We start from the raw sequence: 9,220 nt of genomic DNA on the forward strand, positions 1-9,220 counted from the left end.
GAATACTCCGATACATGTCGCGTTGAAGTTGAGTGAAGCACGCTCAACTTTAGGAGAATGCAATGCCCAACGACTTCAGCGACAACGGCGCGAACTCGTTCGATGAGTTCCTCTCGCGCTATCTCTCAGGCGAGCGAGCCCGGCAGACCAGGTCGATCGACCTCAGCCGGTTCCTCACCGCGCGCACGCAGGAGATCCTGCAGAACGCCGGCCGGCTGGCACTTGAACGCGGCCAGACCGAGCTCGACGCGCTGCACGTTCTGCGCGCGATCGTCGAAGACGCCACGGTCGCACAGGCGATCGAGCGCATCGGCGTGACGCCGAACCAGATCATCGACGCGGTCGAGACCCGGCTGCCGGCGCCCGGCGCGCGTGCCGAGGCTGACGCTGCCACGATCACGCCGAGTGCGAGCCGCGCGCTCTTCCACGCCTACCAGGTGGCCCGCTCCTCCGGCGCGACCTACATCGAGCCGGCGCACGTCTTCTTCGCGCTCGTGCTCGGTCAGGACGTGCCGGCGGGTCAGGTGCTCGCTCAGATCGGTGTGACGGCGGATGCTCTCACCGACGCCGCGCGCGAGCACGTGGACGCCCCGGTCGGCGGCGAACCCGCGAGTGCAGAGGCGCCGGCATCCGGCACCGGCATGCTCGACAAGTACGGCATCGACCTGACCGCGCGCGCACGCGCCGGTGAACTCGACCCCGTGATCGGACGAAGCGACGAGATCGAGCAGACGATCGAGATCCTCAGCCGCCGCACGAAGAACAACCCCGTGCTGATCGGCGAGGCGGGCGTCGGAAAGACCGCGATCATCGACGGCATCGCCCAGGCGATCGTCGACGGCACTGTTCCCGCCCAGCTCGAGGGGCGCCGGGTCATCGCGCTGGACCTGCCCGCCATGCTCGCCGGTACCCGCTACCGCGGTGATTTCGAGGAGCGTCTGACCAAGACGATGGATGAGATCGCCGCTCACAAGGACGAGGTCATCGTGTTCATCGACGAGGCGCACACGGTCGTCGGCGCCGGTGGATCAGGTGAGGGCGGCATGGACGCGGGCAACATCCTGAAGCCCCGTCTCGCACGCGGCGACCTGCACATGGTCGGCGCGACGACGCTCAAGGAGTACCGCCAGATCGAGAAGGACCCTGCGCTGGAGCGCCGCTTCCAGCCCGTGAAGGTCGACGAGCCGAGCATCGACGACGCCGTGCTCATCCTCGAGGGGCTGGCGGACGCGTACCAGGACCACCACCGGGTGACCTACACGGATGCCGCGCTGCGCGCAGCCGTGACGATGAGCGCCCGCTACCTGCCCGACCGTGTGCTGCCCGACAAGGCGATCGACCTGATCGACCAGGCCGGTGCACGGTTGCGCCTGAAGCTGGGCCTGCCCGTGGACACTTCTGCGCTCATGACGGAGCTCGCCGATCTCGAGTCCCGTAAGAACGCCGCAGTCAGCGCCGAGCACTACGAGGAGGCATCGCGCCTGCGTGACGAGATCGTGCAGACGCAGGCGCGCATCGACGCGGTGACCTCCGGTGAGCAGTCCGGTGCACCGGCGATCGTCGACGAGCGGGAGATCGCCGAGGTGATCGCGCGTGCCACCGGCATCCCTGCCAGCCGTCTCACCGAGGGCGAGCGCGAGCGCCTGGGCGATCTGGAGAATGACCTGCACGCCCGCGTGATCGGTCAGGAGGACGCCGTCGCCGCAGTGGCGCGCGCCGTCCGGCGCAGCCGCACCGGAATGGGTGATGCACGTCGTCCGGTCGGCTCGTTCCTCTTCCTCGGGCCCACCGGCGTCGGCAAGACCGAGCTCGCCAAGGCGCTGGCCGACCGGCTCTTCGACGACGAGAACGCCGTGATCCGCTTCGACATGAGCGAGTTCGGCGAGCGGCACACGGTGTCGCGGCTCGTCGGTGCTCCTCCGGGATACGTCGGCTACGACGAGGCGGGCCAGCTCACCGAGCGCGTGCGCCGCAACCCGTACTCCATCGTGCTGTTCGACGAGATCGAGAAGGCGCACCCCGACGTGTTCAACCTGCTGCTGCAGGTGCTCGACGACGGACGCCTCACCGACGGTCAGGGCCGTACGGTCGACTTCCGCAACACGGTGATCGTGATGACCTCGAACATCGGCAGCGAGTTCCTCGCCTCGCGCTCGGGTGCGCTCGGATTCGTCTCCTCGCAGGATGCCGCCGCCAGCGGATTCGCGTCGATGAAGGATCTGCGTGACCGCGTGATGGGCAAGCTGCGCGAGGCGATGCGGCCGGAGTTCCTCAACCGCATCGACGAGATCGTGCTGTTCCAGAAGCTGACCCGCGATGAGCTGGCACCCATCGTGCGCCTGCTGCTGGGGGCGACATCGGCGCGTCTCGCGGAGCGGTCGGTGACCGTTGACGTGACCGACGCCGCGGTCGCATGGCTCGGCGAGCACGGCTATGAGCCGGAGTTCGGTGCCCGTCCGCTGCGCCGCCTGATCCAGCGCGAGGTCGATGACCGCATCGCCGATCTGCTGGTCAGCGGTGCTCTCGACGATGGCGGCGAGGTGCGGGTGGATGCCGACGAGCGCGGCCTCGTCGTGGAGGTTCAGGTGCGCCAGGAGGTCTAGCCGAAGGTCAGTGCTGGCCGAAGGCCAGTGCGACTGTTCGACACCTTGAATTCGCGAACTCGTCCTACGGGTGGACACCCGCGCGACTCCTCCCGTTCATCCGGCGCGGGGAGTATCGCTGGCGTCCCACTCCCTCCGACGATCTCGTCGGGTGTCCTCTCGAAAGGCAATCACCCATGCGCTTCCGTACGCGTGCCCTCGGCCTGGCCGCAGGCCTGACCCTCATCGCCGCACTCACCGCGTGTTCTGGCGATGCCACAGCAGACGCTCAGAACTCCGAGAACCCCGCAGCCGCGGCCGAGATGCCGGAGAAGCTCGTCTTCGCCCAGATTCCTGCCGAGGACACCCAGACCATTGCTGAGCAGAATGAGGCGATGTACGCTGCGATCACCGAGGCGACCGGCCTTGAGATCGAAGTCCAGGAAGTCACCGATTACGCCGCGGTCATCGAGGCGCTCCGTGCCGGCCAGGTGCAGCTCGCGGGCATGGGCCCGTTCTCGTACATGGTGGCGAAGGACGGCGGTGCAGGCGTTGAGCCTCTCGCAGCCGTCGTCGATGCCGTCGACGAGTCGCCCGGCTACCAGTCGTACGCCATCGTCCCCCAGGGCAGCGACATCGAGACGCTCGAGGACTTCGCGGGCAAGACGATCTGCTTCGTCGACGCCGCATCGACGTCTGGATACCTTTACCCCATCGCGGGCCTGATGGAACTGGGCATCGACCCGGAGAGCGACATCACCCCGGTGTTCGCGGGTGCCCATGACGCGTCGGCCCTGTCGGTCGCCGACGGCACCTGCGACGCGGGCTTCGCATACGACGCGATGGTCGACATCACCCTCATCGAGTCGGGCCAGCTCGAGGCCGGTGCGCTCGAGACGGTCTGGAAGTCGGAGACGATCGCCGGCTCTCCGTATGTCGTCAGCGACAAGCTGCCCGCCGAGCTCATCGACCAGCTGCAGCAGGTGTTCGACGAGACGATCAACAAGCCTGCCCTCGTAGAACAGGGCTTCTGCACCACGGAAGGCGACTGCCGTATGCCGGAGGACGCCGAGTACGGCTTCATCGACGTAGAGGACTCGCTCTACGACGGCGTGCGCCGCGTGTGCGAGATCACCGAGGCAGCTGCCTGCAACGTCTGACGAATCACAGGGTGCGGGACGGACGAGATGTCGTCCGTCCCGCATCCTGCACGTCGACACCCACGATGAGACGAGGATCAGAATGACCGAGGCCGCACGCACACCTACGGTGCCAGAGATCGGCGCCATCCGCTTCGAAGGCGTGACGAAACGATTCGGGACGGTGACCGCTCTCGACGACGTGGATGTCCAGTTCTCGGCGAACCGCATCAACGTACTGCTCGGTCTATCAGGATCGGGGAAATCGACGATGCTGCGTCATATCAATGGGCTCCACAAGCCCACGCGTGGTGAGGTGTGGACGATGGGCACACCCGTCCACAGTGCGGGGGCCACGGCGCTGCGGGAGCTGCGAGGCGGCGTCGGCATGATCTTCCAGCAGTTCCACCTCGTCGGGTCGATGTCGGTGCTCGAGAACGTGTGCACAGGCAAGCTGGGATCCCTGCGCGGCGTGCGGCTCGGGCTGTGGAGCTACCCGCGGGCTGTGCGCGAGGCCGCGATGGAGCAATTGGCGCGTGTGGGGCTCGCTGACAAGGCGTTTCAGCGGGCCGACACCCTCTCGGGTGGACAGCAGCAGCGCGTGGCGATCGCCCGCGCACTCATACAGCAGCCGGCCGTGCTCCTCGCCGACGAGCCGGTCGCCTCACTCGATCCGGTTTCGTCGGCTGGAGTGATCGAGTTGCTGACGCGCATCAGTCGCGAGGAGAACCTGACGGTCGTCTGCAGCCTGCACCAGGTCGAGATCGCCCTCGAATTCGCCGACCGCATCGTCGGTCTCAACTCCGGCCACGTCGTACTCGATCGTGATGCTGCCGGGCTCTCGCACGCCGACGTCCATGCGATCTACGAACCACTCGAGGCGATCCAACGCGAAGAAGCGGTCGTCTGACGTGACATCGGTCATCGACGATCTCGCGCGCGCGGGCCACGCGCCCGTGCCGCTTCCGCCGAAGCCGCGTCCCAGCATCAACCGGATCGCGGCATGGACCGCTCTCGTCGCTCTGCTCGCGACGGCGATCTGGTCGGTCGTCGCGCTCGACATCAGCGTTGCCTCGATGGTTCGCAGCCTCGACAACGCTTCGAACTTCCTCGAGCGAGTCGTTCCGCTCGACTTCCCGCCGCTTCACGAGCTGCTCGTGATGACCGGGCAGACCCTCGCCATCGTGGTACTGGCCACCGCGCTCTCCGTTGTGCTCAGCCTGCCCGTGGCACTCTTCGCGGCGAGGAACACCACCACCGGATCGGTGATGCGCACAGCGGCGCGCGTGATCATCGTGCTGACTCGAGCCATCCCGGATCTCGTGTTCGCGATCATCTTGTTCCGTCTGCTCGGATTGGGGGCCCTTCCGGGCATTCTCGCGCTCGGAATCCATTCGGTCGGCATGGTCGGCAAGCTGTATGCGGACGCGATCGAGGAGCTCGACGGCGGCCCGGCCGAGGCTGTGCAGGCAGCAGGCGGGCGTCGCTGGCAGTGGATCACGAGCACGGTCATCCCGCAGGTGATGCCGCAGCTCATCGCGACTGCGCTGCACCGCTTCGACATCAATCTGCGCACCTCGGTGCTGCTCGGGTATGTCGGCGTCGGCGGCATCGGACTGGAGCTCGCCGAGGCACTGCGGACTCTCCAGTACCAGCGCGGTATGGCGCTGGCGTTGATCATCCTGCTGCTGTGCATCGCGCTCGAACTGCTCTCCGGCACCATCCGGGCGCGGCTGCTGGGTCGAGTGTCTACCCGACGAGGGGTCGGTGGTCTGCTCGACCGATTCGCTGCCGGATGGGTGACAGCGCCGATGAGCGGTGGCCACCAGGCTCAGCGCACGGCCCGCGGTCGCATCCGGGTGGCACCTCAGTGGGACGGCGATCGAATCCGTCGGTTCCTCGGCGTGACCGTCACTGTCATCGTCGTCGCCGTCGCGGCACTCGCAGCCGACGTCGATGGAGCACGCGTCGCGCAGAGCCTGGAGAAGTTCCCGCAGGTCCTCGATCTGTTCTTCCCTCCATCTCCCCGCGACCTGTTCGACACGCTTCTCGACGCGATGCTCGTGACGATCCAGATCGGCCTGGCCGCGACTCTGCTGGGGCTCGTACTCGCGTTGCCGATCGGCATCATGGCCGCGCGCAACGTCGCACCGAACGCCGCTACAGCGAATGCGTTCCGCACGATCATCGTCATCATCCGCGGTATCCCGGAACTCATCCTCGCGATCGTGTTCATCGTAATCACGGGGCTCGGCCCTGTGCCGGGCACGCTGGCGCTCGCCATCGGCTCGGTCGGGTTGCTGGGCAAGCTCGTCGCGGACTCGATCGAGGAGACGGACATGCGCGTGCAGGACGCCGTGCGTGCGACGGGAGCGATGCCGGGGCAGGTGTTCTTCGCGTCGACGCTGCGACAGGCCGCGCCGCAGTTCGTGGCGCACATCCTCTATCAGCTGGATGTGAACATCCGATCGGCGACGCTGCTCGGTATCGTCGGCGCCGGCGGTATCGGCTTCTATCTGCTGATGGCCACTCGTGTGAACCAGTTCGACGTCGTCACGTTCATCGTGGTCATGATCCTCGTGACAGTGCTGCTCGTCGAGGGCCTGGCCGTGTGGGTGCGCAAGACCCTGCACTGACCCTCGGAGACCCGTGTGACGGCGCGCGCTCGCGCTAGGCGACGGTCTCCGCAAACCTGCGCAGCAGACCCTCGCCGCCCACATCCTGGGCGGCGAGGATCTCTGCTTCCACAGCGTCGAACGCCGCCGCGTCGAAGTAGCCGTTGTTGCGGTAGAACGTCATCCGGTTGGCGAAGTCCTGCGGGCTGGGCTCCGGGTGGAACTGCGTCGCGTACAGCCGCGTTCCGGCACGGTAGGCCTGCACGGGACAGTCCTCGTTCGTCGCGAGCAGCGTTGCGCCCGGCGGCACAGCCACCGCGCTCTCCTTGTGCGCGGTGAACACGGTCAGCGCGGGGGCGCTCGGACCGAAGAGCGGGTCGGATGCTGCGGAATCCGTCGTGACAATCTCGGTCACGCGCGTGGATTCGGGATGCTTGAGCGTCAGCGCGCCGCCGAGCATCCGGGTGACGACACCGATGCCGAAGCAGGTGAAGAACGCGGGCGTCCGGCCGGTGAGCGCGCGCGCAGCGATGCGCTCGAGGTCGGCTTCGACGCGTTGCTGCAACGGCGTCTTCACGGCATCCGTCACGTTGAACGGTGAGCCGCCGATGACGAACCCGTCGTGTCTGGCGAGCACCTCATCGCTGAGAGGATTCCTGACGAGGTCGAGCTGATCGAGCTCGGTCACGCCGAGCCCGCGCTGGAACGACGCGTGTTCGGCCTCGGCTGCGCCGCGTTCCGGGCGCACGCAGACGTAGAGGATCGAGGCCATCAGTTCGATCCCATCAGCGTGAGGAGTTCGAGGTGCGGCCGCGCACGATCCCGACGAAGGTCTCGACGTCTTCGGTCGTATGCTCCCGCGGCCATGCGATCGCAACGGTCGAGGTCGGTCCGTCGCGAAGCGGGCGGTAGTCGGCATCCTTGCGCTGATGCATGCGCGCGAGCGACATCGGCACGATCACGATGCCGGCGCCGGATGCCGCCGTGGCGATAGCCTCGCCGGTGGTGGCGAGAGGGGCGAATCTCGGGGTCTGGATGCTCGGGATGTAGAGGGGCCCGAGCACGTCGTCCAGCGGCGTGATCAGCACCTCGCCGGCCAGGTCGGCGAGCTCGAGCTCATCGGCTGCGAGCAGATGGGATTCCTTGGATGCCACGACCACCGGCATCTCGTCGTAGAGCGGGATCAGGTGCAGGCTCTCGTCATTCAGCGGCAGACGGATGAGCGCCGCATCCAGCTCGTCGATGGCTGCGCGCTGGGTCGCAGCATCGATCGGCACGAGTTCCAGCGTGACGTGCGGCATCCGCCTGTTCCAGGTGTCGATCCACTTGCCAGGGGTCGCCCCCGGGACGGCTCCGAGGCGGAAGACTCGCGGCTGCAGCGCCCGGGCGGGTACCGGATCCGGCGCGGGCTTCTTCGGCGTTCGAGCAGGCTTCGTGGGCTGATGCTTCTTGGCTCGGACAGGTCCGCCCATCGGGGCGCGGTGCCTGGACCTGCCGGAGTTCGCCATGGATTCAGGGTACTCGCGTCGGGATGGTGGTCGTGGTCGAGAGCGTGTCGATTCTGATCCGGCGCGCCCTCAAGTAGCCCCTGTGCCTCAGGCGGCCAGCCAGAGGCCTTTGCGGTCGGTGGCGATGCGGAGCCCGGCCGCGACGGTCTCGTCGTCGCCGATACGCGCGCCGCGTGCGATGCGTGCACCTGCACCGATCTCGGTGCGGACGCCGATGTGTGCGCCGTCGCCGACTGCGGCGCCCTGGCCGATGTGCGCGTGCGCGTCGATGTAGGCGTTCTCGCCGATCGTGGCGTCCGGTTCGACCCACGCTCCGCGGGCGAGGACGGCTCCTGCGCCGATGCGCGCTCCTGGTTCGACATACGCGCCGATTTCGACGACGGCCTTGGGGTGCACCTTCGCGCCGTGCGCGACAAGGCCGCGACCATTGACGTGCTTGCGGTAACGCAACGTCGTACCCTGTTCGTCTTCGATGTCGATGTAGTTCTTACCCAAGATTCCTCCCGTGCCCGGACATCTCCGGATATATGAACAACCACGACACGGCCGAATTCATTCCCCGATGGGGATGCTGCTCACCGCTGGCAGGTCGGACACCAGAAGGTGACGCGTTCGCGCGTCGGATCCGCGCCCTGTTGCCCGCGTCGGATCGGGGTGCCGCAGCGGCGGCAGGGGCGGCCTGCGCGCCCGTGCACCCAGGTGTGCTGGCCGGGACGATCGACTCCGGTGAAGGTGCGTTCCGGCCGGTCGCGGTTAGCACGGATCATGCGCGCGCCCAGATCGAGGACTGCTGCCGCGTCGATGCCTGCGGCGGGTGTCGTCGGCAGGGTTCCGCGCAGGAACAGGAGTTCGGCGGCGTACACGTTGCCGAATCCTGCGACGTTGCGCTGGTCGAGCAGGGCGACGTGGATGCTGCGCGCATCGGCGTGGAGTCGACGCGCTGCTTCCGCGGCATCCCAATCATCGGACAGCGGATCCGGACCGAGATGCTCGATCAGCCGGCCCTCGTCGCGGGTGGGGAGGAGTTCGATCTCGGCGATGTCGACGCCGACGGCCTCGCGGTCGGCGGTGCCGACGATCGCGCGTACTGCGAAGGCCGGATGCTGCCACTTCTGGCCCGGACGGTAGAGGTGCCAGGCGCCGTCCATGCGCAGATGCGAATGAAGCGTGTGATCGCCGATGCGCAGCAGCAGATGCTTGCCGTAGGACGCGCATCCGCGGACCGTCGCTCCGGTCAGATCGGTCGTTGCGAAATCGGGGACGCGCAGATCGAAGCGCGTGACCTGGTGGTTCGCGAGCGCTTCATCCAGGCGCCGCGCGGCGCGATGGACGGTGTCGCCCTCAGGCACCGGGCGTCCCCGGCGGTGGTGGCGGGG

Annotated in this window: 8 protein-coding genes; 4 read left to right on the top strand and 4 right to left on the bottom strand. The window is 67.4% G+C overall.

What is annotated here, in order from left to right; translation table 11 throughout:
• The first annotated feature begins 62 nt into the window (after positions 1-62).
• The 4 genes from J1M43_RS04160 (at position 63) to phnE (ending at position 6,357) form a co-directional block, all read left to right on the top strand.
• Positions 63-2,603 carry an ATP-dependent Clp protease ATP-binding subunit gene (locus J1M43_RS04160; RefSeq protein WP_206475962.1) on the top strand — a complete coding sequence of 847 codons (2,541 nt, stop codon included), beginning with the start codon at positions 63-65 and terminating at the stop codon, positions 2,601-2,603.
• Between the two features lie 176 nt (positions 2,604-2,779).
• Positions 2,780-3,742, top strand: a complete 963-nt coding sequence (locus J1M43_RS04165; protein ID WP_206475963.1) for a phosphate/phosphite/phosphonate ABC transporter substrate-binding protein — start codon at positions 2,780-2,782, stop codon at positions 3,740-3,742.
• A gap of 82 nt (positions 3,743-3,824) precedes the next feature.
• Positions 3,825-4,631, top strand: a complete 807-nt coding sequence (gene phnC / locus J1M43_RS04170) for a phosphonate ABC transporter ATP-binding protein (RefSeq protein ID WP_206475965.1) — start codon at positions 3,825-3,827, stop codon at positions 4,629-4,631.
• 1 nt (position 4,632) lies between these two features.
• Positions 4,633-6,357 carry a phosphonate ABC transporter, permease protein PhnE gene (gene phnE / locus J1M43_RS04175; protein WP_307823242.1) on the top strand — a complete coding sequence of 575 codons (1,725 nt, stop codon included), beginning with the start codon at positions 4,633-4,635 and terminating at the stop codon, positions 6,355-6,357.
• 34 nt (positions 6,358-6,391) lie between these two features.
• On the opposite strand, the gene J1M43_RS04180 is transcribed toward phnE, so the two are convergent.
• The 4 genes from J1M43_RS04180 to J1M43_RS04195 form a co-directional block, all read right to left on the bottom strand.
• The gene (locus tag J1M43_RS04180) at positions 6,392-7,108 is read right to left on the bottom strand and encodes a gamma-glutamyl-gamma-aminobutyrate hydrolase family protein (protein WP_206475969.1); all 717 of its coding nucleotides are present in this window, start codon (positions 7,106-7,108) and stop codon (positions 6,392-6,394) included.
• A gap of 13 nt (positions 7,109-7,121) precedes the next feature.
• Positions 7,122-7,844 carry a LysR family substrate-binding domain-containing protein gene (locus tag J1M43_RS04185; protein WP_241245189.1) on the bottom strand — a complete coding sequence of 241 codons (723 nt, stop codon included), beginning with the start codon at positions 7,842-7,844 and terminating at the stop codon, positions 7,122-7,124.
• 87 nt (positions 7,845-7,931) lie between these two features.
• On the bottom strand, positions 7,932-8,339 hold the full coding sequence (locus J1M43_RS04190; RefSeq protein ID WP_206475971.1) for a DapH/DapD/GlmU-related protein: 408 nt from the start codon (positions 8,337-8,339) through the stop codon (positions 7,932-7,934).
• A gap of 80 nt (positions 8,340-8,419) precedes the next feature.
• Positions 8,420-9,193, bottom strand: coding sequence for a DNA-formamidopyrimidine glycosylase family protein (locus J1M43_RS04195; RefSeq protein ID WP_206477317.1), 774 nt, complete (start codon positions 9,191-9,193; stop codon positions 8,420-8,422).
• Positions 9,194-9,220: the final 27 nt, after the last annotated feature.

This window comes from Microbacterium sp. KRD172 (assembly GCF_017168295.1).
Lineage (GTDB): Bacteria > Actinomycetota > Actinomycetes > Actinomycetales > Microbacteriaceae > Microbacterium > Microbacterium profundi.